The organism is Oleiagrimonas citrea, assembly GCF_012395255.1.
Lineage (GTDB): Bacteria > Pseudomonadota > Gammaproteobacteria > Xanthomonadales > Rhodanobacteraceae > Oleiagrimonas > Oleiagrimonas citrea.
The window spans coordinates 111,174-136,260 of record NZ_JAAZQD010000004.1 but is presented as its reverse complement, the minus strand read 5'-3'; the positions used below and the strand labels follow the sequence as shown (position 1 = coordinate 136,260).

Sequence of the window (25,087 nt, the reverse complement as noted above, 5' to 3'; positions counted from 1 at the left end):
GGCGGCGCGCCGCGCACGGCTATCGCAAAACGGAAAGCTCGGTTAGGCTGTAGCCGGACGTACGGAGTGCACGCCATGGCCCGAGGTCGGCATCACCGCATACACGCCCAGGATCGCCTGCACCGCAACCGTCAGCGCGTCGCCCAGGAAGCGGCCCGCCTGATGAGCGAACACGGCATCCGCGACTTTCACCACGCCAAACTCAAGGCCGCCGAACGCATGGGGGTCGACGACGAGCAGGCATTGCCGCGAAATCGCGAGATCGAACAAGCTCTGCGCGAACGCCAGCGCATTTTCCACGGACACGAACAGCCACAGGCGCTGCGTCGCCGACGCGAAGCCGCGCGCGAAGCCATGGGTTTTCTGGCCCGCTTCGAACCGCGATTGGTCGGCGCCGTGCTCGACGGCACCGCCGACAGCCACTCCGCAGTCTGCCTGCATCTGTTCTGCGACGAACCCGAAGCCGTGCCGCGCTTCCTCGACGAACGGGGCATCCCGTTCGAAGTGCAGACCCGTAGATTGCGAGAAACCCGCGACCGCAGCAGCGAGTATCCGGTCTACCTATTTCGCGCCGACGAGCTGCCGTTCGACCTAACTGTGTTCCCCCGCGTCGCCCTGCGACAAGCGCCGCTGGGACGCATTGACGAACGCCCCATGGAACGCGCCTCGCTCAATGCCGTGGACGAGTTGCTGGCCCTGCCCGACAGCAGCAACGACCAGAATTTCGAGGACATGCTGACCAACGCGCTTGGGCGCTGAAGCGTCTACCGTGCCGCCGCGTTTGTCACCACGTCGAACACCACGGCTTCCGTGAACGAAAAACGCCCCGACAAGCGGGGCGTTTTTCGTTACTGCACGAGGACGAAGCGCTCAGCGCTTGTCCATCGCCATGTAGTCGCGCGGCGTGGCACCGGTGTAGACCTGACGCGGACGACCGATGCGCGAACCCGGGGTCTCGTGCTGCTCGATCCAGTGCGAAATCCAGCCGGCGGTGCGGGCAATGGCGAACATGACCGTGAACATCTCGGTCGGGATGCCCAGCGCCTTGTAGATGATGCCGGAGTAAAAGTCGACGTTCGGATACAGCTTGCGCTCGACGAAGTACTCGTCCTTCAGCGCCGCCTCTTCCAGCTTCATCGCCACGTCCAGCAGCGGATCGGACACGCCCAGCGCGTCCAGCACCTCGTGACAGGTCTTGCGGATGATCTTGGCGCGCGGATCGAAGTTCTTGTACACGCGGTGGCCGAAGCCCATCAGGCGGAAGCTGTCGTTCTTGTCCTTGGCGCGCTTGACGGCGCTCTCGACGTTGTCCGGCGTACCGATCTCCTCGAGCATCTTCAGCACGGCTTCGTTGGCACCGCCGTGCGCCGGTCCCCACAGCGCGGCGATGCCGGCGGCCACGGAGGCGTACGGATTGGCGCCCGTCGAACCGACCAGACGCACAGTCGAGGTCGAGGCGTTCTGCTCGTGGTCGGCGTGCAGGATGAACAACAGATCCAGCGCCTTGGCTGCGACCGGGTTCATCTCCAGCGGCTCGCTCGGCACCTCGAACATCTGATGCAGGAAGCGATCGCAGTATTCCAGGTTGTTACGCGGGTAGCGGAACGGCCAGCCGATGGAATAGCGGTAGCAGGCGGCGGCGATGGTCGGCATCTTCGCGATCAGGCGGATCGCCGCCATCTTGCGCTGCTCGGGATCGTCGATGTCCAGGTCGTCGTGATAGAACGCCGACAACGAGGCGATCGCGCTGCACAGCATCGCCATGGGATGCGCATCGTGATGGAAGCCGCGGAAGAAGTGCTTCTGCGACTCGTGCATCATCGAATGGTGCGTGACGTGATGCTCGAAGTTCTTGAACTCGCCTTCGTTCGGCAGCTCGCCGTTGAGCAGCAGGTAGGCCACTTCCAGGAAACTGGAGTTCTCGGCCAGCTGCTCGATCGGGTAGCCGCGATAGAGCAGCACGCCCTTGTCGCCGTCGATGTAGGTGATCGCACTCTTGGTGCTGGCGGTGGCAGCGAAGCCAGGATCGAAGGTGAAGTGGCCGGTGCTCTTGTACAGCGACGAGATATCGACGCAGGACGGCCCCAGGGTAGGCTCGATCAGCGGAAGGTCGGTGCTGGTTTGGGTGCTGTCGTCGGTCAGCTTCACGGTCTTGTCAGACACGGCGTACTCCTTGGCATGCGTTCCGGCGCGATCGCGGGGGCGGCGCCGGTGGGGGGACATGAGATCTACAAGCACGGCAGGTCTGCATATCGGCCCTGCCGGACGGGCGTTTGCGCGCCCATCAATCTTCCCATTATGGCACAACACGCCCCCGTACGGAGGCAGTGAGGCTGGACCGGCGGCGGGAAAACGCCGGCTTCAGGCACACGAAAAGCCGCAGTTTCCGAGGAAACCGCGGCCTTTCGAGACAACCGGGTGGATACCGCTGCGGCCAGGCCGACAGGGCATCGCGCGACGACTTACTTGCCGTAGCGACGGCGGAACTTGTCCACGCGGCCGCCGGCGTCGATGGTCTTCTGCTTGCCGGTGTAGAACGGGTGAGAATGGCTGGAGATTTCCACCTTGATCAGCGGATACTCGTTGCCATCCTCCCACTTGATGGTTTCCTTGCTGGACATCGTCGACTTCGTCAGAAAGGCGAAATCAGAGGACTGGTCCTGGAACACCACCGGCTGGTAGTTCGGATGGATGTCGGGCTTCATGGCTCGCTCCGGGCTAAAGCGCGGGGAAAAGACGGGCATTGTAGCGAGCAGGCCTGCCTTGCCGCAAGCCTTGTCGCACCCTGCCCGGAAAATGGGTTCAGATCGCTGTGTCGGGCACGCCGAGCGCACGCGCCACCAGGGCTTCGAAACGCCGCATGTCCACGTCGAACACGACACGTGCATTCGCCGGGCGATCCAGGCGCGCCTCCCAATCGACCACGGTCATGCCGCGGGTGCGTGCGCCGACCATCTCGACCATGACAGGATGCGCCTCGGCCCGCTGCACCAGCTCGGGATCCAGCGCCACCGCCATGGCCAGGGCGTCGGCGGCAATCACACCGGTGCGTCCGCGACGGGCATTCCAGGCGCGTGAGGTGGCACCGATGCGGGCATAGAACTCTGCACGCGCATCGCCGTTTTCCAGCCAGCGGTCGAACTGCGCGCCCTCGAACGCGTGACGCACGGTCGCCTCCCAGTCCACCAGCTCGAAGGCGGGAAACGCCTCGAACACCACGTGCGCGGCTTCCGGGTCGAAACCGATATTGAATTCAGCAGGCGTACTCAAGGTGTTGCCGTGGCCATTGACCGCCCCACCCATGATCACGAAGCGTCCAACGCGCGAAGGCAGCGTCGGATCGAGGCGCACGGCCAGCGCCACGTTGGTCAGGGGGCCGAGCGCGACCAGGGTGGCGCCGGGATGCGCATGACTGAGACGGATCAGCGCCAGCGCCGCCGATTCGGACTCGGCGGTCCGCTTCGGCTCCGGAAAGCCGACGTCGCCGAAACCGTCCGCGCCGTGCACCAGCGCGGCGTCCTCCGACGGCGCCTGCACCAGCGGAACCGGGCAACCCGGATGCACCGGCGTATCCGCCCCGATCAGGTCCATCAGGGTCAGCGCGTTGCGAACGGTGTGGTCCAGACCGACGTTGCCGGCGGCGATGGTCAGCGCATGCACGTGACCGTGCGCGTGGGCCATCAGCAGGGCCAAGGCGTCGTCGACGCCGGGATCGGTATCAATGATGAGGTGCGGCTTGCTCATGCGTGTATCCGCAAGGAAAACGCACAGCATAACGCGAGCCGACTCTCGACAGCAGCCCCGTTCACGTGAATCCGTGCCGTATTCAGGCGTCGGCGTAGCGGGCCGCAGTGCCGATCCAGCGGCGCACGAGGCGCTCGGCACGCTGCGGATGATCGCGCAGCATGGCCGCACCCACGCGCTGCACGGCCGGCAGCAGATGCGCATCGCGCGCCAAATCGGCGACACGGAATTCGAGGCGCCCGGTCTGCCGCGTACCCAGCACTTCACCCGGACCGCGCAGTTCCAGATCCTTCTCGGCGATCCGGAAGCCGTCGCTGGTCTCGCGCATCACCTGCAGTCGTTCGCGTGCCAGCGCAGACAGCGGCGTGTGATAGAGCAGGACGCAGCTGGAGGCGACGCTGCCGCGCCCTACCCGTCCGCGCAGCTGATGCAGCTGCGCCAGCCCCAGCCGCTCGGCATTCTCGATGACCATAAGACTGGCATTGGGCACATCCACGCCGACCTCGATCACGGTCGTCGCGACCAGCACCGCCACCTCGCCGCGCTTGAACGCCTGCATCACGGCCAACTTCTCGCGCGCCTTCATGCGCCCGTGCACCAGCTCCACACGCAGGCCGGGGAGCGCCGCGGCCAGCTCCGCATGCACCACCTCGGCCGCCTGTGCCGTGAGCTGCTCGGACTCCTCGATGAGGGTGCAGACCCAGTACGCCTGCCTGCCCTCACCGCAGGCCGCACGCAGACGCTCGACCACCTCGCCACGACGCGAGCCGGCAATGGCGACGGTCTGCACCGGCGTGCGCCCGGGCGGCAGCTCGTCGATCGAGGACACATCCAGGTCGGCGTAGGCGCTCATCGCCAGCGTGCGTGGAATCGGTGTGGCGGTGAGTACCAACTGGTGCGGCACCAGATCGCCCTCCGCACCCTTGTCACGCAACGCCAGACGCTGGTGAACCCCGAAGCGATGCTGCTCGTCGATGATGACCAGCCCCAGCCGCTGGAACGCCACGCCCTCCTGCATCAGGGCGTGCGTGCCGACCACCACCTGCGCGCCGCCGGCCACGGCTTCCAAGGCTTTCTTGCGCGCCCGGCCCTGCACTTTGCCGGCCAGCCACGCCACTTCGATGCCCAGCGGCTCCAGCCAGGCACGCAGATTGGCCAGGTGCTGCTCGGCGAGCAGCTCGGTCGGTGCCATCAACGCGGCCTGCCAGCCGCACTCCACGGCGGCCAGCGCGGCCAGCGCAGCGACCACGGTCTTGCCGCTGCCGACATCGCCCTGCACCAGACGCAGCATCGGCTTGCCCTGACACAGGTCCTCCAGCACTTCGGCATCGACGCGCGTCTGTGCGCCAGTCAGGGCAAACGGCAACTGCTGCAGCATGCGCGCACGCAGACTTCCGTCCCCGTGCAACGCGGGCGCGCGGCGACTGCGCACCTGCGCGCGCAGCCGTTGCAGACTCAGGTGCTGAGTCAGCAGTTCCTCGAAGGCCAGCCGCTGCTGCGCCGGATGCACGCCGCGCGCCAGCGCCGCGAGATCGGCTTCCGGTGGCGGACGATGCACGGTCAGCAGCGCCTCGCGAAGCGAGCCCAAGCCCAATCCCTCGCGCAACGGCGCGGGAATCAGCTCCAGCGCGTCTTCGTCGGGCAACCGTTCGAGCGCTTTCTCGATCACGCTGCGCAGCCGCTTCTGCCCCAATCCCTCCGTCGTCGGATACACCGGCGTCAGACGGGCATCCAGCGGCGTCCCCTTCTGCACGCGCTGATACTGCGGGTGGATCATTTCCGGGCCGCGTGCGCCCATGCGCACGTCGCCGTAGCAGCGCAGACGCGTGCCGATACGCAACTGATCGGCCTGCGCCTTGCGGAAATGGAAGAAGCGCAGCAGCAGTGTCGATGTCGAGTCGTCGCCGATCGCCACCTTCAGCTGCGCGCGATAGCGGAAACCGCTCTCGACCGCCTCGACCTCGCCCTCGACCTGGGCCGGCTGACCGATCGCCAGCTCGCGTATCGGCGTGATCCGGGTGCGATCCTCATAGCGCAGTGGAAGATGGAACCAGAGGTCCTGCACGCAGGCGACGCCGAGCTTCTCCAGCGCGCGAGCCAGCGCGGGACCGATCCCGTTAAGTACAGTGACCGGCTCGCGACCGGCATTCGCGGCAGTGGCGGCGTCAGCTCCCTTCATCGTCGCGAGACTAGCCCAGAATCACCCGCGAGTTCACCAGCGAAGACCTCCATTGCGTGCAGGGCCATGCCGCGGAGCATCGACGCATTGCGTCATTCCAGGACCAGGATGCCGTCGACTTCGATCTGCGACCCCTTGGGCAGCGCCGCCACCTGCACGGTGGCGCGTGACGGGTACGGCTGCTCGAAATACGACTCCATGACCGCGTTGACGGCGGCGAAGTGCGCCAGATCGGTCATGTAGATGCCGACGCGCACCAGATCCGACAAACTGCCGCCAGCCGCCTCGCAGACCGCCTTCAGATTCTCGAACACACGGCGGGCCTGCACCGTGATATCGCCCTGCACCATCACGCCAGAAGCCGGGTCCAGTGGGATCTGGCCAGACAGGTAGACGGTCTGCCCCGCACGCACGGCCTGCGAGTACGGGCCGATGGCGGATGGAGCGTTGTCGGTGGCGATGATGCTGCGGGACATAGTCACCTCGGAAGGATCGGAAACAAGGCCGCAGAGCATAGCAAGGTCCCGCCGCCGCGGGCCGCACTCAGACTGGATACCGGTAGACGCCGTTGACCACACCGGCACGGCGCACACCGCGCATCACGTCGGCCAGATGCTTGCGATTCTTCACTTCGATCATGAACAGCAGCGTGGCGGCAGTGAGATCGCGCTCGATGTACTCGACATTCTCGATGTTGGACTCGGCATCGGCGATCGCCGCGGCCACGGTGGCCAGCACGCCGGTGCGATTGATGACCTCGATGCGCAGCTCGACCTTGAAGTCGCCGTGCACCTTGCGGTCCCAGTCGATGCCGATGCAGCGCCCCGGCGACTTGCGGAACTCGACCATGTTCGGGCATTCGGTGCGATGCACCACAATGCCCTTGCCGGCCGACAGGTAGCCGATGATGTCGTCGCCCGGCACTGGATGGCAGCAGTTGCCGAAACTGATGACGCCGCGCTCGTCGCCGGTGATGAGAATCTTGTCGCGCGACGCGTCGCCGGCAGCATGGCGCGCTTCGCCGGTCTTACCGACCAGCTGCGCGGCGACCTGGTCCGGCATGCGATGACCCAGCGCGATATCGGCCAGCAATTCCTCGAACCGCTTGAGCTTGTTGTCAGCCAGATAGCGTTCCAGCGTCTTCGGACGGATGCCGTCCAGGCTGGCGCCACGCGCATCGAGCGCGCGATCCAGCATGCGGTGTCCGAACTGCACCGCGTCCTCGTGCTGCAGATGCTTGATGAACTGGCGGATGGCGGTGCGCGCCTTGCCGGTCACCACCACATCGAGCCAGTCCAGCCGCGGCATCGACGACGGTGCCGTGATGATCTCCACGCGCTGCCCCGAATCCAGCCGCGTGCGCAACGGTACCAACTTGTCGTTGACGCGGGCCGACACCGCATGATCGCCGACATCGGTGTGCACGGCGTAGGCGAAGTCGATGGCCGTGGCGTTGCGCGGCAGCGACATGATCTCGCCCTTCGGCGTGAACAGGTAGACCTCGTCCGGGAACAGATCGACCTTCACGTTCTCGATGAACTCGGAAGACGAATCGGTGACGGCCTGCCGCTCGGCCAGACCGGCCAGCCACTCGCGGGCCCGCGACTGCGCGCTGTTGGCCGGACCGCTCTGGGCCTTGTAGCTCCAGTGCGCTGCCACGCCGCGCTCGGCCACTGAATCCATCTCTTCAGTGCGGATCTGGATTTCGATGGGTGCGCCGAACGGCCCGAAGAGAACCGTATGCAGCGACTGGTAGCCATTGGCCTTGGGAATCGCGATGAAATCCTTGAAGCGCTTGTCCACCGGCTTGTACAGCATGTGGATCGCGCCGAGTGCCTGGTAGCAGCGCATCACGTTGTCGGTCACCACGCGGAAACCGTACACATCCATCACGTCGTCGAACGATTTGTGCTCGCGACGCATCTTCATGTAGATGCTGTAGGGCGCCTTGACCCGGCTGACGACCTTGGCGCGGATGTCCTCCTCGCTCAGGCGCTTTTCCAGCGCGGCCTCGATCCGGCTCATCACCTCGCGTCGATTGCCCAGCGCGCTGCGGATGCGCGCGCTGATGACGCGGTGACGGTCCGGGTAGAGCGCACGGAAACCGAGATCCTGCAGCTCGGCCTTGATGCGGTTCATGCCGAGTCGCTGCGCGATGGGTGCGTAGATCTCCAGCGTCTCGCGCGCGATTCGCCGGCGCGAGGACGACTCCTTGGCGCCCAGCGTGCGCATGTTGTGCAGGCGGTCGGCCAGCTTGATGAGGATCACGCGCAGGTCGCGCGCCATCGCCAGCAGCATCTTGCGGAAACTCTCCGCCGCCGCTTCCTGGCGACTACGGAACCGCACACTGTCCAGCTTGGTGACGCCATCGACCAGCTCGACCACCACATCGCCGAACTCCTCGACGATCTGCTCGCGGTCGAGCTGGGTGTCTTCGAGCGTGTCGTGCAGGATCGCGGCGATGATGGTTTCCGCGTCCAGGCGCAGATCGGCCAGCAACGTGGCGACGGCAACCGGATGCGTGATGTAGGGCTCGCCGCTCTTGCGCTTCTGCCCGGCGTGCGCGTCGGCGCCGATCAGGTAGGCGCGACGCACCCGCGCGACATCTTCGGGCGAAAGATATTCCGAAAGCCGGCGCTCAAGCTCGAGCACGTCTTCGGGAATCGCGCCGTTCGCTTTGCTGCCCGTGGGCGTGGCCGTCGCCATGCGGTCGCGACGACCGCTCAGGCCGCCACCCTCCAGACACGGCAGGCTGCCGTCCGTCGCGCCACGCGGGACACATGCTGACAAGGGGCGTGGCAACGGCGCTCGTGCATGGAATTACTCTTCGGCGCTCTTGGTAGCCACCTCTTCCTCGACCTCGGCCGCGGCCCACTCCAGCGCTTCGCGCTCGGCACGCTCGCGCTCGGCGCGGTCGATTTCATCAATGGTGGCCTCATCGATGCGCTGCTCGGCGATCTCGCGCAACGCCAGCACCGACGGCTTGTCGTGCTCGGGTTCGACCAGGGACTCGGCACCCTTGGCCAGCTGGCGTGCGCGGCGGGTCGCCATCAGCACCAGCTCGAAACGGTTGTCGACCACCTTCAGGCAGTCCTCCACGGTAATGCGGGCCATGCGGAATTCCTAAGAAAAAAAAGGTACTTATTCAGGGTGAACAGTGTAGCTTCGGGCGTAGTTGGCTGGCAACGGCACATCGGCATACCATGCCGGTTGTGGGAATGACTGGTCAGCGTACGCGAATATAATTAAACTCTACGGTTCATATAAGGACCCGCTGCTTTCCTATGCGCCCATCCCTGATGCAGACATTCCGACGCGCCGCCCTCGTCGCTGCGGTCATCGCGCTTGCCGGCTGCGCCATCGCCAAACCGCGCACCGATGACCCGCTGGAGAAGTACAACCGCAAGGTGTATGCGTTCAATAACGCCGTCGACAAGGTGGCGATCCGTCCGGTCGCCGTTGGCTATCGCAAGATCACGAATCCGCCCGTACGCCGCTCGATCAGCGACTTCTTCACCAATATCCGCATGCCGATCACGGTCGCCAACGACCTGCTGCAGGCACGCCCGAAGAAGGCGCTGAGCGCCTCGGCACGCTTCCTGGTCAATATCACGCTGGGTCTGGGCGGCTTCTTCGACCCTGCCAGCCGCATGGGCCTGCCACTCGACGACACCGATTTCGGCATCACCCTTGCTCGTTGGGGCGTCCCCGACGGGCCGTACCTGGTGCTGCCGTTGATCGGACCGACCACGGGCCGCGACGTATGGCACCTGCCCGTCGACAGCTATTTCTTCGACCCGATGTCGATCTACTCGCGCAATCAGGGACGCTTCGACCACGGCCAGCAGTATCTGCCCTCGATGCTCTACCTGGTCACGCTGCGCGCCCGCGCGATCGACGCGGAAGGTTTTCTGGAATCGGCCTACGACCCGTACGTCTTCCTGCGCGATGCCTATCTCCAGCAGCGCACGTACAAGCTCTACGACGGCAACCCGCCGGCCAGCGTCATCGACCAGATGCAGGGCCTGAACGAACAGGGCTTCGATCCCGACGAACTGCTCAAGCAGCAGCAATCCTGGGAGAAGAAGCAGAAAGAGAAGGACGCAACGGGCGCCGCCCCGACGACGCAACCGGCCGCGCCGGCATCGTCCTCCTCGGCACCGGGCACCCCCTCCGGCGCGTAACCCCACAAGCCTTTTTCCGCCGCGCCGCACGGCGTGGCGGAAAAAGGATCAGGCTTCGAGATCGAGCTGCCAGTAGCCCACGTCGATCCAGCGATCGAACTTGCGGCCGACCTGCTCGAAATGCGCAACCTTGCGGAAGCCGAACGCCTCGTGCAACGCAACGCTGGCGGGATTGGGCTGTGCAATCCCGGCGATCGCCGTATGCATGCCGGCGGCACGCAGATCGGAAAACAATCGCTCGTAGAGACGCCGCGCGTACCCCATCCGCCGATGCGCAGGATCCACATACACGGAACATTCGACGCTGAAACGATAGGCGGCGCGCGCCTTCCAGGGCGTTGCGCAGGCGTAGCCGCAGACACCGTCGCGCGGTGTTTCCAGCACCCGCCAGGGGTGCACCGGATCATCCACACAGGCGCGGCGCGCCATCTCCACCACGGAGACCGGCACCTCCTCGAAGGTGGTCGTGCTATTCAGGACGTAGTGGTTGTAGATGCGGCAGACCGCACCGATGTCTTCTTCGCGGAGAGGGCGTACCGAATCCTGCATGCCGCCCCTTCGAACGACCGGCTCAGCCGATGCCGAGAAGCGGTTCGGCGTCGCTGATCTCGGCCAGCAGGTACATGCTCCTGGGCAGATTCTCGACCTGCAACGTCGCGCCGCGTCGACGCGCGTGCGCCATCCACGCCAGCACGCAGGCCAGCCCGGCGCTGTCGGCCGCGGGCACGCCGGCAAGATCGAGCACGCGGGTCTCGCCGCGCGACATGCGCTCGATGCCCTGCCCGTAGGCACGTGCGGCCGTCGCGAAGGTCAACGGACCGGACACGGCGAGCGTGTCCGGTTGCGTCTGGTCGAAATGCACGTTGGCGTCGCTCATCGCGCTCAGCTCGCGGTGTCCTTCTGCATCTTGTCCAGGGTCTCGGCGCCGTTCTTCTCCAGACGCTCGATCAGACCCTCGATGCCCATCTTGCGGATCTCCGCGTCGACCTGCGCGCGGTAGTTGGTGATGTAGGAAATGCCCTCGATCACCACATCGTAGGCCTTCCACTGACCACTGGAGGTCTTGCGGAACGCGTAGTCCACCGAGATGGTCTTGCCGTCGTCCAGCATCACCTGGGTGCGCACCATGGTGCGGCGGTCATTCAGCTCGCCACGGTACGGCAGCACCTTCACGCTGCCCTTGGTGTAGTTCAGCAGCCCTTCGGCGTAACGGTGCGTGATCGAATCGTAGAACGCCTTGGCGAAGCGCTCGCGCTGCTCCGGCGTAGCTTCACGTGCATGACGGCCCAGCACCAGAATCGAGGCATAGTCGATGTCGAAGTGCGGCAGGAAGATACCGTCAATGACGCCGATCAGCTTGTTCTTGTCCTGCTTCAGCTCGGCACGATGACCGTCGATGGCATTGGACAATTCGGCGGTAATGGTCTTGACCACCTGCTGCGGCGAGGCCGTGGCCGGCACGCGCGTGGCGGCCTGGGCCGAGGCGGGCAACGCCAGCATCGCGCCCGGAACGAGCATCGCGCAGGCGAACACCAGGTTACGTAGTTTCATGGGACATCGTCTCCGTTTGGGAACAGCGGGTCGCGCAGCGCCCGGTGGTTATGGCTTTTTCTTGTCCTTGTCGCCCGGCGAGCCGTTGACCAGGAACTTGCCGATCAGATCTTCCAGCTGCACCGCCGACTGGGTCAGGATCACTTCGTCGCCGTTCTTGAACGAGTCCGGCGATCCACCCGGCTGGATGCCAATGTATTGATCGCCCAATAAACCGCTGGTTAACACCGACGCGGAGGAATCCTCGGGAATCTGGTTGAAGCGCTTGTCGATGGACAGCGTCACCAGCGCGTCGAGCTTCTGCGGCTCGAGCTGGATCGACTGCACCGAGCCGATGCGCACGCCCGCCAGCTTCACCGGCGCGCGGTCCTTGAGCTGACCGATGTTGGTGAAGCGCGCCTTAAGCGTGTACGAATCGCCATGGCGCACGTTGACCAGCGACGTGGTCTGGGTCGCCAGGTAAGCCAGCGCGGCGAACCCCAGCACGATGAACAGGCCAGTGCCGACGGCATAGGAACGTCTCTGGGTCACGGCAACATCCTCAATGAACTCTGTAGATTCGAATCGATGAAAAAGTAGTGCGGGCGCATGTTCGCGTTCCTCACATCATGAATGCGGTGAGCACGAAGTCGAGCGCCAGAATGGCAATGGACGAGGCGACCACGGTACGGGTGGTGGCGTAGGCCACGCCCTCGCTGGTGGGCGGCGTCGTGTAGCCCTGGTGCACCGAGATCAGCGTGACCACGGTGCCGAAGGCCAGCCCCTTCCAGATCACGCCGTCGATGACGTCTTTCCAGACCTCGACATTCGAGGTCATGTTCGACCAGAAGGTGCCGTTGTCGATGCCCAGCCAGGTCACCCCGACCAGATGGCCGCCGAAGATCGCCATCGCCGAGAACACGCAGCACAGCAGCGGCATGGCGATGATCCCGGCAATGAATCGCGGCGTGACCACGTAGGCGACCGGATCGACCGCCATCATCTCCATCGCCGAAAGCTGATCGGTGGCGCGCATCAGGCCGATCTCGGCGGTGATCGAGGTGCCCGCGCGACCTGCGAACAGCAGCGCGGTCACCACCGGGCCGAGTTCGCGATAGACCGACAGCGCCACCACCGTGCCGGTGGAAGCCGTGCCACCGAAAATCTCCAGCACGTGATAGAGCTGCAGCGCCAGCACCATGCCCACGAACAGGCCGCAGGTCATGATGATGATCAGGCTCATCGCGCCGGTGAACCAGATCTGGCGCACGATTTCGCGGAAATAGCGCAGGCTGCGTGGCATAGCGGCCAGCAGCGTGGGCAGGAACAGGCCGGCATCGCCGATCTGCGCCAGACCTTCGACGACGAGGTTGCGACGTTTCACCCGCGCATTCATGCGGTCTCTCCCAGGCCCAGTTCGGCGGCGTAGTCGCCAGCCGGATAATGGAACGGCACCGGCCCGTCGGGTTCGCCGCCAAAGAACTGTCGCGTCCAGGGCGAACCGTCGTTGGCGATCTCCTTGGGATCGCCCGACGCGACCACCTTGCCGTTGGCGATCAGCACTACCCGATCGGCGATCTGCTGGATCGCGGCCAGTTCGTGCGCCACCAGCACACTGGTGATGCCGAGCGTCTCGTTGAGCGTGCGGATCAGCTTCAGGACCTGATTCAGCGCGATCGGGTCCAGCCCCACGAATGGTTCGTCGTACAGAATCAGCATCGGATCGAACACGATGGCGCGCGCCAACGCCACGCGCCGCGCCATGCCGCCTGACAGTTCGCTCGGCATCAGCCGCGACGCGCCACGCAGACCGACGGCCTGCAGCTTGTTCAGCACGATGTCGCGAATCAGCTCTTCCGGCAGCCGGGTGTGCTGGCGCAGTGGAAAGGCGACGTTCTCGAACACGTCGAAATCGGTCAGCAATGCGGAATTCTGGAACAGGTAGCCGACACGCTCGCGCAGCTTGAACAAGCCCTCGCGAGACAGCTTCGCCACATCCTCGCCGTCGACCAGCAATTCGCCGGCATCGGCCGGCGTCTGTCCGGTGATGTGCTTGAGCAGCGTGGTCTTGCCGGTACCGCTGGGCCCCATGATGGCGGTGATCTTGCCGCGCGGGATATCCAGATCCAGTCCGTCGAAGACGGTTCGGCCGCTGAAACGCGTGGTCAGACCGCGCACGCGCACCAGCGCGTCGCCGGTCGGCGCGGAATCGGGGGAAGCGATGGCGTCAGTCATAGGTCTTCCAAGATAGCCGAGCACGGGCGCAGCGGCTAGATACCGGCGCAACTATGGGGGCACATCCGCTGAACCCAAGCGCAACGGATCCACGGATACGAAAACTGCGCACCACGTAACGAACGTGGAGCCTTTCACACACCGGGCGCGAGCAATTCCTCGATCAGCGCCTCATGCCGTCCGCGTTGCAGCGGCGCACGCAGTCGCACGGCACGCACGATGGCCTGCAAGTCGTCCAGGGCATCCTCGAAACGGTCGTTGACGATGATGTAGTCGAATTCGTGCGCATGCGCGATCTCCTCACGCGAATTGCGCAGGCGGCGCTCGATGACCTCCGCGCTGTCCGAAGCACGTCCGCGCAGACGACGTTCCAGTTCGACGCGCGAAGGCGGCAGAATGAACACGCCGACGCAATCGGGCATCGCCGCGCGAATCTGCTGCGCGCCCTGCCAGTCGATCTCCAGCAGCACGTCGCGCCCCTGCTCCATCAGATCCTGCACGGTCTTGCGCGAAGTGCCGTACAGATTGCCGTGCACTTCGGCATGCTCGAGAAAGATGCCGTCGGCGACCTCCTGCTCGAATGCCTCGCGATCGACGAAATAGTAGTGTTCGCCGTAAGCCTCGCCCGGCCGCGGCGGACGCGTGGTGTGCGAGATCGACAGCGAGATCGCCGGCTCGTGCTCGAGCAGCGCGTTGACCAGCGTCGACTTGCCCGCGCCGGACGGCGCGGCGACCACGAACAGCGTGCCTTGCGGGTTCGGATGCGACGCGTTCATTCGATGTTCTGCACTTGTTCGCGCATCTGCTCGATCAGCACCTTCAGTTCGACCGCGGCATTGGTGCTGCGCGTATCCACCGCCTTGGAGCCGAGCGTGTTGGCCTCGCGGTTGAACTCCTGCATCAGGAAGTCGAGGCGGCGACCGACCGGCTCGTCCAGACCGAGCACGCGGCGCGCCTCGGCGATGTGCGCGTCCAGACGATCAAGCTCCTCGTCGACATCGGCACGGGTGATCTGCAGCACCAGCTCCTGCTCCAGACGCCCCGGATCGGCCGGCTGCTTGATGTCGGCCAGGCGCGTTTCCAGACGCGTGCGCAGACCGGTACGGATGTCGGGCATCATCGTGCGCACCTCGGCGACGATCTTCTCGATACCGTCCAGACGCTCGGCGATCAGCGCGGCCAGCTTGGCGCCCTCGCGCTCGCGGGTCGCGGTCAGTGCGTCCAGCGCCTCTTCCAGCGCGTCGGAGAACGCCTTCTGCAGCGCATCGCGATCCACCTCGGGCTGTTTCAGCACGCCGGGAAAACGCAGCAGTTCGGTGCTCTGTGCCTGCAGACCCGGGAACCGCGCTGCCATGTCCAGATGCAATTCGGCCAGACGTGCGAGCAAGGTGTGATTGACCTCCAGCGCATCGCTGCGATCTTCGCCGCGCAGGCGCACGGTCACGTCGACCTTGCCGCGCGACAGGCGCCGGGACACGATCTCGCGCAGCAGCGGCTCGAACGCGCGCAGCTCGTCGGGCAGACGCGGACTCTGTTCGAGATAGCGATGGTTCACCGTGCGCACCTCGCAGGCCAGCGTGCCCAGCGGGCCGCTGGACTCGGCGGATGCGTACGCGGTCATGCTGCGGATCATTCGGCGATTTCCGGAAGTCGAAGGGCGCCATGGTAAACGCTCGCGACGAGGCTTGCCCAATCCGCGCCCGGCGAGACACGGATCATGCGGGTATCATTCCGCCTTTGTCGTACCCAACGGAAACACCCCAAGCCATGAGCGAAACCCATCGCCCCAGCGGCCGCCAGCCCGATCAGCTGCGCCAGGTCGAGATCCAGCGCCACTACACCAAGCACGCCGAAGGTTCCGTGCTGGTCGCATTCGGCGACACCCGCGTGCTGTGCACCGCCAGCATTGAGGAGCGCGTGCCGGCGTGGCTGCGCGGCAAGGGCGAGGGCTGGATCACCGCCGAATACGGCATGCTGCCGCGTTCGACCGGCAGTCGCATGGCGCGCGAGGCCGCACGCGGCAAGCAGAGCGGCCGCACGCAGGAGATCCAGCGGCTGATCGGCCGCAGTCTGCGTGCCTGCGTCAATCGTCAGGCATTGGGCGAACGCGTCGTCACCCTGGACTGCGACGTGCTACAGGCCGACGGCGGCACCCGCACGGCGGCCATCACCGGCGCCTACGTGGCGCTGGTCGACGCGGTCAACGTGCTGATGAAGCGCGAGAAGCTCAAACGCAACCCGATCGTCGGCGCGGTCGCCGCGGTCTCCGTCGGCATCTACCAGGGCTCGCCGGTGCTGGACCTGGACTACGCCGAGGACTCCAGCTGCGACACTGACATGAATGTCGTGATGAACGACGGCGGCGGTTTCATCGAAGTACAGGGCACCGCTGAGGGTCACGCTTTCCGCCGCGACGAGATGGACGCCCTGCTGGGTCTGGCCGAGAAGGGCGTCGGCGAACTGGTCGCCGCGCAGCGCGCGGCCCTGGCCGGATAAGGAAGCCCGACGATGACGCAACGCATGGTCCTGGCCAGCGGCAACGCCGGCAAGTTGCGCGAACTGCGCCATTTGCTGGCAGGGCTGGACATCGAACTGGTCGCCCAGGGCGAGCTCGGCGTCGACGACGCCGAGGAAACCGGGACCACGTTCGTCGAGAACGCCTTGCTCAAGGCCCGGCACGCGGCGCGCATCACCGGTCTGCCGGCGCTGGCCGACGATTCCGGTCTGTGCGTGGACGCCCTGGAAGGCGCGCCGGGTCTGTACTCGGCACGCTTCGCGGGCGTGCACGGCGACCATGCCGCCAACAACGCGAAACTGCTACGCATGCTCGACGGCACGCCCGAGAGTGCGCGCGGCGCCTTCTTCATCTGCGTGCTGGCGCTGCTGCGCCACGCCGACGACCCGGCACCGCTGATCGCCGAGGGCCGCTGGCGTGGCCGTATCCTGGATGCGCCACGCGGCGAACACGGCTTCGGCTACGACCCGTTGTTCCAGCCAGACGGCCAGACGCAGAGCGCTGCCGAACTGGACAACGCCCTGAAGAACCGCCTCAGTCATCGTGGCCAGGCGCTGACGCACCTGCGCGATGCGCTGGGAACATTTCAGGCGGCGATGTAGTCCTCCTGCGTCAGACGATCCACCCCGCACTCGAGCTGTTCGACCCAGTCGATGAACCGCTTGACCATGGCCGCACCCGCGAACGGACGGCCATGCTGCGGCACGATCATGTCGATATCCATGTTGCGCGCCATGCGCGCCCACAGGCGGCAGACCCGGTTGGACACCATGTAGCGCTGATGGAAACCGAGCATGGAGGGAATGTGCGCATCGAAGTCCTCGACCGGCGCGAACGGACCGTCGCCCATCGACGCCCCCAGATCGCCGCTGAAAAGGATCTTCGACACCGGATCGTAGAACTGGAAGTTGCCCACGCTGTGCAGGAAGTGCGCCGGTACCGCCTGGATCACCGTGTCGCCCATCGGTATTTCCGCGCCACGATCGGGAATCAGCATGAAACGGTCCGCCCCCGTGTTCTTCTGGTAGTGCGGCACGCTGTGCGGCACGAACCGTCCCCACAGCCGCGAGCAGCACACCGTGGCCGGCGTGTACATCAGCCAGCGGTCGACCGCGCCGATGATGTCCGGGTCCTGGTGCGACGCCAGGATGTAGGTCAGGTCCCTCAGCTTCACATACGGCGAGATCGCCATCGAGAGCGGCGTGTACAGCAAGGCGCCGCCCGGATCGATCAGCGCGGTCCGATCACCGTGCCGAACCAGAAACTGGTTGGCCTGCACGCCGTCATCGCCCCGCACCAGGTCGGGGAAGACGACAACGGTATGACCGTCCTTTGCATAGAGTTCGATTGCCATGAATTGCGTCCAGCAGAAGTAACCGCGCCATTGTCCGGCGGACTCGATGCGGTCGTCTTGATCCTGGTCAAGCGCGCGCATCAGAGGCGCTGTTTGCCGCGCAAACGGCTACCATAGACCGATGATCGACCTCCCGCCGCTGTCCCTCTACGTGCACATGCCCTGGTGCGTGAAGAAATGCCCGTACTGCGACTTCAATTCCCACGGACTGCGCGACGCCGCCGCTCCGTACGCCGATTACGTGGATGCGCTGATCGCCGACCTCGACGGCGACCTCGCCGATTTTGGGCCTGCGGTCGCGGATCGCCCGATCGTCAGCGTGTTCTTCGGCGGCGGCACGCCGAGCCTGTTCCCACCCGAACAGATCGCGCGCTTGCTGCGCGCGGCGCGTCAACGCCTGCGCTTCGCAGCGGACGCCGAAATCACCCTGGAAACCAATCCCGGCACCGTCGAGCACGGTCGCTTCGAGGATTACCTCGCCGCCGGCGTCAACCGACTCTCCTTCGGCGTGCAGAGCTTCGATGACGCGCTGCTGCGGCGCCTCGGACGCATTCACTCTTCCGGCGAAGCCGAAGATGCCTTCGGCCTGGCGCGGCAAGCGGGCTACGACAACATCAACCTCGATCTGATGTACGCCCTGCCCGAGCAGACCGTGGACGGCGCGCTGCGCGACCTCGAGCGCGCACTGGCGCTGCAGCCGACCCACCTCTCGCACTATCAACTGACGCTGGAGCCGAACACCGCCTTCGCCGCCCATCCGCCGCCGTTGCCCGACGACGACACGGCGTGGGACATGCAGGAGGCCTGCCAGGCGCGCCTGGCCGAGGCCGGTTTCGCCCAGTACGAAGTCTCGGCCTACGCGCAGACGGGACGTCGCTGCCAACACAATCTCAACTACTGGAGCTTCGGCGACTACCTCGGTATCGGCGCCGGCGCGCACGGAAAAATCAGCGATGCGCGCGGTGTACGGCGACGCTGGAAACAGCGTCTGCCGAAGACCTATCTCGCCGCCGAAACCCAGCACGCACGCATCGGCGGCGATCGACTGATCCCGGAATCCGAGCGCGCCTTCGAATACATGCTCAACGCGCTGCGCCTGATCGACGGCACGCCGATGCAAGCGTTCAACGCACGCACGGGACTTCCGCTGTCTCGCATCCGCGACACCCTCGACGAGGCGATCCAGCGCGGGTGGCTGACGGACGACCTGTCGCAATTGCGCACCACCGCACAGGGCCAGCGCTTCCTCAACGACGTGGTGGCGCTGTTCATGTAATCCATGGCAGGCATCACGCCGCCGGGATGGCGTACAATCCGGGCATCGGAGGCCGGGGGCAGCATGGAACATCCAGGCGACCACCAAAAGGAACCAGGCATCGGCACGACGCTGGCACCGCGCGCCCGGCGTCTTCTGGCGCGCGTGCACGATCTGTGCGAAGCCGCGCTGCATCCGATGCTGACCCAGATCCTGGACGAATTCGACGAGCAGATGTTCCGCTTCGCCGACCAGGCCAACAACAATACCGAACAGGAAATCTGCCTGGCCTCGCAGCGTGAGGTGCGACGTGGCCGTGCCGATTTCGCCCCCCGCTTCCTGAGTCGCCTGCGCAGTGGCTTCGAGCGCTTCCACCTGGATGACGCCCAACCAAACCACGATCCGCGCGCAGGGCTCGGACTCTCTCTCGTCGACGTCGACGATCAGGAAGAGGAGTCGATCCTCGGCACCGCCGAAGCCCGCGTGGAGATCCGTTCGGGCATTCCCCTGCTGGAGCTGGGCTACCGCTTCGCCGCTCTGGTCGGCATGCCCGTGATCGAATCCGACGCACTGCCGGTCGGTCCGCGCGCGATCTGCGCGGCCTGGCAGTACGCCAGCAACGAACTGGACCTGCCGCCGGCGCATCGCCAGCACCTGCACAAGCTCTTCAGCCGCCACCTGCTGCGCGAGGCACCGCGACTGTTCGAGGCGTTGAACACGTTGATGGCTGCCCAGGGCCTGCTGCCGGACCTGAGCGCACTACTGGCACGTCGTATGCACGGCGCGCAGAACAAGAGCGACAAGACAGCCAAACCCGACGACACCATACGCGATGAAGATTCGGCACCGAATGCAGCGGCACCGCAAGCCGCGCCGGATCACCACGGACGAAACGAGAAGACCGAGTCCACCATCGCCTTCACAGTGTTGCGCAATCTGCTCGCGCAACGCCGTAACGCGCTCGGGCTGAACGCAGAGAGCACGCCCCCTTCGGGCCCCGCCAGCACGCCGGAGCAGCTTCAGGACGCGCTGGCCCGACTGCAGCAGCAGTCCGACACCACCGTGCTGGAAAACGGTGCGCGCCACGTGCGCAGCATGAAGCATCTGCGCCAGGATCTGCAGGCGCAGTTGCGCGCACTCAGCCCCGACGGACAACCACTGGCCTTCGATGCCGACCAGACCGACACCATCGATCTGATGACGATGCTGTTCGACCATCTCGGCCGCGACATGCCCATCGACGGCCACGCCGCCACGCTGATGACGCGCATGCAGGTACCGATGCTGCGCGTGGCGCTGTCCGATCCGGAATTCTTCTCCAAGCAGGACCATCCGGCGCGGCAATTGCTCGGCTCGGTGCTGGATACAGCCACGCAGTGGCTCGACGGCGCCGGCGAATCCGCCGATCCGGTGCTGGCGCGCAAGCTGCAGGATGTGGTCGAGCGCACCGCCGAGGAATTCGACGGCGACGTGCAACTGCTGGACGACCTGCGCAAGGATCTCGACAGCCAGCTTTCGGTGCTGCGACGCCGCGCCGAGATCAGCGAACGCCGCCACCTCGAAGCCGCGCAGGGCCGCGAACGGCTGCTGCTGGCGCGAAACCGCGCCAGCGAACTGGTCGCCGAACGCTTGCAGAGCAGCAACGCCAGCGGCTTGCTGCGCACCATGATGGAACAGGCCTGGACCGACGTCCTGGCGCTGTCCATGCTGCGCTGGGGCGAACGCAGCAAGGCTTTCCGTCAACGCCTGGAAGTCACCGACAAGCTCCTGCGGCAGCGAACCGAACAGGACGACTCCGAGCTACGCGAGGAAATCACCGAGGGCCTCAGCCAGGTCGGCATCCACGGCGAGGAAGCCGAACAGATCGCGCGCCACGTCGTCACCAAGCCGTCTGCCGGCGAACCGGCGCCGGAACTGACTCGAACCGAACTGGCGATGCGCCTGAAGCAGCGTCAGCGGCTGGGCAGCGGCGAGACCGAGAAACCCGAGAGCGAACCGGCGCAGGATCAGCGGGACCCGGCTGCCCAGGAAGCGCTTGCCACCCTGCGTCAGCAACAATATGGCGCCTGGCTCGAGTTCATCCGCCCCGACCAGAGTGTGCTGCGGCGCAAGCTGGCCTGGTTCTCGCCGGTCACCGGGCACTGCCTGGTGGTCAACCAGCGTGGTGTGCGCGAGGACGTCGGCAATCTCAGCGAACTGGCGGCCATGATGGCTGCGGGCAAGGTACGGATTCCGACCGAACGCAACGAGTCCCTGCTGGATCGCGCCTGGAGCGTCATCGTCAAGGGACTGCGCCAGTTCGCCCGGAACACCGCGGAGCAGAGCGCATGAATGCATCCGAGCAACGCCGCGCGCCGCGCCGCCGCGTCGGCACCGCCATCACCGTCGACAACGCGATCAGCGACGAGCGTCTGGGTCATATCGGCAACATCTCCAGCAGCGGCCTGATGCTGATCAGCAACAAGCCCCTGCGCGCGGACGCCATCTACCAGCTTCGTCTCACCTTGCCTTCGCGCGGCCAGGGCGAGCACACACTGGAATTCGGCGTGCACGAACAGTGGAGCGAAGCCGCCAATGTACCCGGCCAGTACTGGACCGGCTTCCGCATCATCGCCATCAGCGAGTCCGACGCACTCAAGCTGCGCAAATGGATCGAAGCGCCCGGCGGCGAATTCGTCTGACCGGCCCGCACGCGGTTTGGCTTTGCCCTGCCGTCCAAGGCACCATGGGCGTCTGATTCAGACGGACGCACACCCATGAACGACGCACTCGCCCAAGCCTACCCGCTGCACATCGCCACCCTGCGCCAGCGCGCCGACGCGGCGCTGGAGGCCGTCGGCCGCGAGCACCTGGTCATCCCCGCCGGGCACCCCATTCCCAAGCACCTGGACGACATGGACTACCCGTTCGCTGTGCACCCCGCATTCAAGCAGTGGGTGCCGCTACTGAATGCGCCGGGTAGCTGGATCGTCTACACACCGGGCGAGAAACCGGTGCTGATCTACCTGCAGCCGCAGGATTTCTGGCACCTGACGCCCGAAGACCCGAACGGTTACTGGGTGGAACACTTCGACATCCGCCTGATCCGCAAATGGGAGGACGCGCGCCAGCACCTGCCGCAGGACCCCGCGAAGTGCGCCATCCTCGGCCAGTCGCGCGATGGTATCGAGGATTTCATTCCCGACGCACCCGAAGCGGTGATCCAGTATCTGGACTACCACCGCGCCTACAAGACGCCGTACGAACTGATCCGCATGCGCGAGGCCAGTACCCTCGGCGCACGCGGTCATCGCGCCGCCGCCGCCGCCTTCCGCGCCGGCGAGAGCGAGTTCGGCATCCACATGGCCTATCTGCATGCCGTGGGCCAGACCGACGCCGAGCTGCCGTACCACAGCATCGTCGGCCTCAACGAGCACAGCGCGGTGCTGCACTACATGCACTTCGACATGGCGCCGCCGGCGCGCAATCTGTCGTTCCTGATCGATGCCGGTGCCAGCAGCGGCGGGTACGCCAGCGACATCACCCGCACCTACGCCGCACCCGAGGCCGAGGATTTCCAGGCGCTGATCGACGCGGTCGACAAGGCGCAGCGACAACTGTGCGACGGCGTGCGCGCCGGACGCGACTACCGCGAACTGCACCTGGAAGCGCACCAGTTGCTGGCCGGCGTGCTGAAGGACCAGAACATCGTCGACATGAGTCCCGAGGCCATGGTCGAGAGCGGCGTCAGCGCGACCTTCTTCCCGCACGGCCTGGGCCACAGCATCGGCCTGCAGGTGCACGACGTCGGCGGCTTCATGAAGAACGACAAGGGCGACACCGTCGCCCAGCCCGACGGCCATCCGTTCCTGCGCATGACGCGCTCGCTGGAAACCGACATGGTCGTCACCATCGAGCCGGGGCTGTACTTCATCGACATGCTGCTGGCGCGCCTGAAGGAACGCCCGGAGGGCAAGCACGTCAACTGGAACCGCATCGATGCCCTGCGCCCCTACGGCGGCATCCGCATCGAGGACGACGTCATTTGCACCAGCGGCGATCCGGAAAACATGACGCGCGACGCCTTCGCCGCCCTGGACTGAGTCCTGAAACGGAATCGATGAACGGGCCGGCCGTCGATCAGCGGCCGGCCATCAGCGCCTCGATCGCCTCGACCTGCTTGGGCACGCCCTCGGTGAGCACCTGCGGCCCGTCGCGGCCGACCAGCACATCGTCCTCGATGCGGATGCCGGTACCGGCCCAGCGCGCAGCCGGACCGTCGGCGTCGGGCGGGATGTACAGGCCCGGTTCCACCGTCACCACCATGCCCGGTTCCAGCATGCGCGGTTCGCCGTCGATGCGGTAGTCGCCGACATCGTGCACGTCGAGACCGAGCCAGTGACCGGTCTTGTGCGGAAAATAGCGTCGGTAGCTGCCTTCCTCGAGAATCGAAGCCACGCTTCCGCGCAGCAACTTCAGTGCACGCAGCCCCTCGACGATGACCGTCACGGCGGCATCATGCGCCGCACTGAACGGCTGCCCCGGACGCACCTGCTCGATCGCGGCCTCCTGCGCCGCCAGCACGACTTCATACAGCGCGCGCTGATCGCGCGTGAAACGGCCGCCGACCGGGAACGTGCGGGTGATATCGGCGGCATAGCAATCAACCTCAGCACCGGCATCGATCAGCAACAGGTCGCCGTCGCGCAGCGGCGAGCGGTTGGCGTTGTAGTGCATGATGCAGGCGTTGGCGCCGCCGGCCACGCTCGGCATGTAGGCCGAGACCGCACCCTGCGCGCGCATCGTGCGCAGCAACTCGGCTTCCACCTCGTACTCGGCCATCCCCGCCTGCACGCCGCGCATGGCGGCCTGGTGCGCGGCAACCGACACCTTCGCGGCGCGCCGCATCAGCTTGATCTCCGCCGCCGACTTGTACAGCCGCATGTCATGCAGCAGATAGCCCAGCGCCAGGAATTCCTTCGGCACGACGCCACCGCCGCGCAGCGCGCGCAAGCGCCGCATCCATGCAAGCAGGCGCGCATCGAACTCCGGCTCCTGGCCGAAATGGCAGTACACGCGGGCACGCCCTTCCAGCATGCCCGGAAGGATGTCGTCGATATCGTCGATGGGAAATGCGTCGTCGACGCCGCAGGCCTCCACCGCCCCCTCGGTGCCCAGTCGCGGACCGTCGAGACGCTCGCGATCGGCGTCGCGCTCGCGGCAGAACAGGATGGTTTCCGCCACATCGCGACCGGGCAGCAGCGCCAGCACCGCGTGTGGCTCGGGAAAACCGGTCAGATAGTGGAAATCCGAATCCTGCCGATAGGGCCAGGCCGCATCGGCGCTGCGCATGCGCTCGGGAGCGGCGGCAATCAGCAGGGCCGCATCGTCGCCAGCCAGGCGCATCAATTGACGACGCCGGCGTGCGAATTCCTTGGCAGCGATGGTTGCAGCGGTCACCTTGCGCGGCGTGCGCTGGGTCCGTGCGTCCATGTCAGTGCACACGCTTGCCCGGATGGGCGCCGCCCGATGCACGCTTGCCGGCGACTTCCGCGTGCAGCACCAGTGCGCCCACGCGTACGAACTCGCTCACTTCCATCAGCGAGCGTTCGTCGTCTTCGTCGCCATCGACCGCCAGCTCGGACCCGGCAATGACGCCGAAATCGCGCAGAATCTCGTTGCCGTCGTCGGAAAGATCCTGCTTGCGCTGCGCCGAAGCCAGTCCGAACCCACCGAGGAACCCCCGACACCATGACACCAATGCCTGCGCCCGCTCGGTGAGCGGCCGCTCGGCGTCTGGCTGCAGCGGTTCGAATCCCATCTGGGCATCGTCCAGCGCGGCGCGGCAATCGCGGCACAGTGCCTGCAGATGCGCATCGAGCTGGCCACGCGCCCCCTCCTCCTCGACATCCAGCTCCAGCGCCTGCAGTACGCGACCGGACTCGATCGTTCCGCCGCCACAGAGAAAGCCCGTGAGCGAGCCGTGCAATTCGCTGGCGTCGACGCCAACACGGGCCCGCGCGAGTTCGGTTTCGAGTTCGGCGTGCGTCACATTCATGCCTGTAGAGCCGGTTGCTGAAATTTGGTGCCAATTCATTCTGGCACCCATAAC

Annotated in this window: 26 protein-coding genes; 8 read left to right on the top strand and 18 right to left on the bottom strand. The window is 65.8% G+C overall.

Going from position 1 to position 25,087, the window contains the following annotated elements:
• The first annotated feature begins 75 nt into the window (after positions 1 to 75).
• Positions 76 to 759 carry a hypothetical protein gene (locus HF690_RS10625; RefSeq protein WP_113063837.1) on the top strand — a complete coding sequence of 228 codons (684 nt, stop codon included), beginning with the start codon at positions 76 to 78 and terminating at the stop codon, positions 757 to 759.
• Positions 760 to 870: 111 nt separating this feature from the next.
• Here the strand turns inward: HF690_RS10625 and HF690_RS10620 are convergent, their stop codons facing one another.
• The 7 genes from HF690_RS10620 to rpoZ all read right to left on the bottom strand — a co-directional run bounded on the left by HF690_RS10620 (position 871) and on the right by rpoZ (position 9,037).
• Positions 871 to 2,163, bottom strand: a complete 1,293-nt coding sequence (locus tag HF690_RS10620) for a citrate synthase (RefSeq protein ID WP_113064026.1) — start codon at positions 2,161 to 2,163, stop codon at positions 871 to 873.
• A 299-nt stretch (positions 2,164 to 2,462) separates the two neighbouring features.
• On the bottom strand, positions 2,463 to 2,705 hold the full coding sequence (locus HF690_RS10615) for a type B 50S ribosomal protein L31 (RefSeq protein ID WP_113063838.1): 243 nt from the start codon (positions 2,703 to 2,705) through the stop codon (positions 2,463 to 2,465).
• Positions 2,706 to 2,802: 97 nt separating this feature from the next.
• On the bottom strand, positions 2,803 to 3,744 hold the full coding sequence (locus HF690_RS10610; protein ID WP_168609422.1) for a nucleoside hydrolase: 942 nt from the start codon (positions 3,742 to 3,744) through the stop codon (positions 2,803 to 2,805).
• 82 nt (positions 3,745 to 3,826) lie between these two features.
• Entirely contained in the window at positions 3,827 to 5,923 is a 2,097-nt protein-coding gene (gene recG / locus HF690_RS10605; protein ID WP_168609421.1) for an ATP-dependent DNA helicase RecG, read from the bottom strand.
• Between the two features lie 92 nt (positions 5,924 to 6,015).
• Complete coding sequence (locus HF690_RS10600; RefSeq protein WP_168609420.1) at positions 6,016 to 6,399, bottom strand: RidA family protein; 384 nt, start codon at positions 6,397 to 6,399, stop codon at positions 6,016 to 6,018.
• A gap of 67 nt (positions 6,400 to 6,466) precedes the next feature.
• Positions 6,467 to 8,629 (bottom strand): RelA/SpoT family protein, encoded by a 2,163-nt coding sequence (locus HF690_RS10595; protein ID WP_168609649.1) that lies wholly within the window; start codon positions 8,627 to 8,629, stop codon positions 6,467 to 6,469.
• A gap of 114 nt (positions 8,630 to 8,743) precedes the next feature.
• The gene (rpoZ, locus tag HF690_RS10590) at positions 8,744 to 9,037 is read right to left on the bottom strand and encodes a DNA-directed RNA polymerase subunit omega (protein WP_113063842.1); all 294 of its coding nucleotides are present in this window, start codon (positions 9,035 to 9,037) and stop codon (positions 8,744 to 8,746) included.
• A 185-nt stretch (positions 9,038 to 9,222) separates the two neighbouring features.
• Between rpoZ and HF690_RS10585 the strand changes: the two genes are divergently transcribed.
• The gene (locus HF690_RS10585) at positions 9,223 to 10,107 is read left to right on the top strand and encodes an MlaA family lipoprotein (protein ID WP_113063843.1); all 885 of its coding nucleotides are present in this window, start codon (positions 9,223 to 9,225) and stop codon (positions 10,105 to 10,107) included.
• Between the two features lie 48 nt (positions 10,108 to 10,155).
• Here the strand turns inward: HF690_RS10585 and HF690_RS10580 are convergent, their stop codons facing one another.
• From HF690_RS10580 to HF690_RS10545, 8 genes are all read right to left on the bottom strand, one after another.
• A complete protein-coding gene (locus HF690_RS10580) occupies positions 10,156 to 10,656 on the bottom strand; it encodes a GNAT family N-acetyltransferase (RefSeq protein WP_168609419.1) in 501 nt (166 codons plus the stop codon).
• Positions 10,657 to 10,678: 22 nt separating this feature from the next.
• Positions 10,679 to 10,984 carry an STAS domain-containing protein gene (locus tag HF690_RS10575; RefSeq protein WP_113063845.1) on the bottom strand — a complete coding sequence of 102 codons (306 nt, stop codon included), beginning with the start codon at positions 10,982 to 10,984 and terminating at the stop codon, positions 10,679 to 10,681.
• 5 nt (positions 10,985 to 10,989) lie between these two features.
• Positions 10,990 to 11,658 (bottom strand): MlaC/ttg2D family ABC transporter substrate-binding protein, encoded by a 669-nt coding sequence (locus HF690_RS10570; RefSeq protein ID WP_240151720.1) that lies wholly within the window; start codon positions 11,656 to 11,658, stop codon positions 10,990 to 10,992.
• A 48-nt stretch (positions 11,659 to 11,706) separates the two neighbouring features.
• Positions 11,707 to 12,189 carry an outer membrane lipid asymmetry maintenance protein MlaD gene (gene mlaD, locus HF690_RS10565; protein WP_113063846.1) on the bottom strand — a complete coding sequence of 161 codons (483 nt, stop codon included), beginning with the start codon at positions 12,187 to 12,189 and terminating at the stop codon, positions 11,707 to 11,709.
• 70 nt (positions 12,190 to 12,259) lie between these two features.
• Positions 12,260 to 13,033, bottom strand: a complete 774-nt coding sequence (mlaE, locus tag HF690_RS10560; RefSeq protein ID WP_113063847.1) for a lipid asymmetry maintenance ABC transporter permease subunit MlaE — start codon at positions 13,031 to 13,033, stop codon at positions 12,260 to 12,262.
• Complete coding sequence (locus tag HF690_RS10555) at positions 13,030 to 13,872, bottom strand: ABC transporter ATP-binding protein (protein ID WP_113063848.1); 843 nt, start codon at positions 13,870 to 13,872, stop codon at positions 13,030 to 13,032. The genes mlaE and HF690_RS10555 overlap by 4 nt, the downstream gene beginning before the upstream one ends.
• A gap of 134 nt (positions 13,873 to 14,006) precedes the next feature.
• Complete coding sequence (gene gmk / locus HF690_RS10550) at positions 14,007 to 14,648, bottom strand: guanylate kinase (RefSeq protein ID WP_113063849.1); 642 nt, start codon at positions 14,646 to 14,648, stop codon at positions 14,007 to 14,009.
• Entirely contained in the window at positions 14,645 to 15,505 is an 861-nt protein-coding gene (locus HF690_RS10545; protein ID WP_113063850.1) for a YicC/YloC family endoribonuclease, read from the bottom strand. The genes gmk and HF690_RS10545 overlap by 4 nt, the downstream gene beginning before the upstream one ends.
• 134 nt (positions 15,506 to 15,639) lie before the next feature.
• Here HF690_RS10545 and rph point away from each other — a divergent pair, with 134 nt between their 5' ends.
• Together rph and rdgB are read left to right on the top strand one after the other, a co-directional pair.
• A complete protein-coding gene (gene rph / locus HF690_RS10540) occupies positions 15,640 to 16,368 on the top strand; it encodes a ribonuclease PH (RefSeq protein WP_113063851.1) in 729 nt (242 codons plus the stop codon).
• Between the two features lie 12 nt (positions 16,369 to 16,380).
• Positions 16,381 to 16,989, top strand: a complete 609-nt coding sequence (gene rdgB / locus HF690_RS10535; RefSeq protein WP_168609418.1) for an RdgB/HAM1 family non-canonical purine NTP pyrophosphatase — start codon at positions 16,381 to 16,383, stop codon at positions 16,987 to 16,989.
• Here rdgB and HF690_RS10530 read toward each other — a convergent pair.
• A complete protein-coding gene (locus HF690_RS10530; RefSeq protein WP_113064029.1) occupies positions 16,974 to 17,741 on the bottom strand; it encodes an oxygen-binding di-iron domain-containing protein in 768 nt (255 codons plus the stop codon). The genes rdgB and HF690_RS10530 overlap by 16 nt on opposite strands.
• A 121-nt stretch (positions 17,742 to 17,862) precedes the next feature.
• Here HF690_RS10530 and hemW point away from each other — a divergent pair, with 121 nt between their 5' ends.
• From hemW to pepQ, 4 genes are all read left to right on the top strand, one after another.
• Positions 17,863 to 19,017 carry a radical SAM family heme chaperone HemW gene (gene hemW / locus HF690_RS10525; RefSeq protein ID WP_168609417.1) on the top strand — a complete coding sequence of 385 codons (1,155 nt, stop codon included), beginning with the start codon at positions 17,863 to 17,865 and terminating at the stop codon, positions 19,015 to 19,017.
• Positions 19,018 to 19,080: 63 nt separating this feature from the next.
• The gene (locus HF690_RS10520; protein WP_168609416.1) at positions 19,081 to 21,327 is read left to right on the top strand and encodes a DUF1631 family protein; all 2,247 of its coding nucleotides are present in this window, start codon (positions 19,081 to 19,083) and stop codon (positions 21,325 to 21,327) included.
• Positions 21,324 to 21,677: a PilZ domain-containing protein gene (locus tag HF690_RS10515; RefSeq protein ID WP_168609415.1), complete on the top strand. Its 354-nt coding sequence runs from the start codon at positions 21,324 to 21,326 to the stop codon at positions 21,675 to 21,677. Before HF690_RS10520 ends, HF690_RS10515 begins: the two co-directional genes overlap by 4 nt.
• A gap of 75 nt (positions 21,678 to 21,752) precedes the next feature.
• Positions 21,753 to 23,078 (top strand): Xaa-Pro dipeptidase, encoded by a 1,326-nt coding sequence (gene pepQ, locus HF690_RS10510; protein ID WP_168609414.1) that lies wholly within the window; start codon positions 21,753 to 21,755, stop codon positions 23,076 to 23,078.
• Between the two features lie 37 nt (positions 23,079 to 23,115).
• On the opposite strand, the gene HF690_RS10505 is transcribed toward pepQ, so the two are convergent.
• Both HF690_RS10505 and HF690_RS10500 read right to left on the bottom strand, forming a co-directional pair.
• Complete coding sequence (locus tag HF690_RS10505) at positions 23,116 to 24,468, bottom strand: aminopeptidase P N-terminal domain-containing protein (protein WP_168609413.1); 1,353 nt, start codon at positions 24,466 to 24,468, stop codon at positions 23,116 to 23,118.
• Position 24,469: 1 nt separating this feature from the next.
• Positions 24,470 to 25,033 (bottom strand): UPF0149 family protein, encoded by a 564-nt coding sequence (locus tag HF690_RS10500; protein WP_113063858.1) that lies wholly within the window; start codon positions 25,031 to 25,033, stop codon positions 24,470 to 24,472.
• Positions 25,034 to 25,087: the final 54 nt, after the last annotated feature.